We start from the raw sequence: 344 nt of genomic DNA on the forward strand, positions 1-344 counted from the left end.
AAACAAAGTGATGAGCGGCTAAAACTGGAGATTAAGGTGGCACATATCCGCACTCGCGAAACATATGGAACCCGGCGGCTCCAGACGGAGCTGGCAGAGAATGGCATCATCGTTGGTCGTGACCGACTGGCACGTCTTCGTAAGGAGCTGAGGCTACGCTGTAAGCAGAAACGCAAGTTCAGAGCGACTACGAACCCGAACCACAATCTGCCAGTTGCGCCAAATCTGCTGAACCAGACGTTCGCTCCTACAGCACCAAATCAGGTCTGGGTGGCGGACCTGACGTATGTTGCCACACAGGAGGGATGGTTGTACCTCGCTGGCATCAAAGATGTTTATACGTG

General features: G+C 53.5%; 1 protein-coding gene. It reads left to right on the top strand.

The genetic code is table 11. The annotated features are described in order from the left end of the window. A partial coding sequence (locus tag ABZJ92_RS22360; protein WP_141095717.1) for an IS3 family transposase occupies window positions 1–344 on the top strand: 344 nt, incomplete at both ends.

The sequence above is a fragment of the Shigella sp. FJ200513 genome, assembly GCF_040495915.1.
In the GTDB taxonomy this organism is placed as follows: Bacteria; Pseudomonadota; Gammaproteobacteria; order Enterobacterales; family Enterobacteriaceae; genus ECMA0423.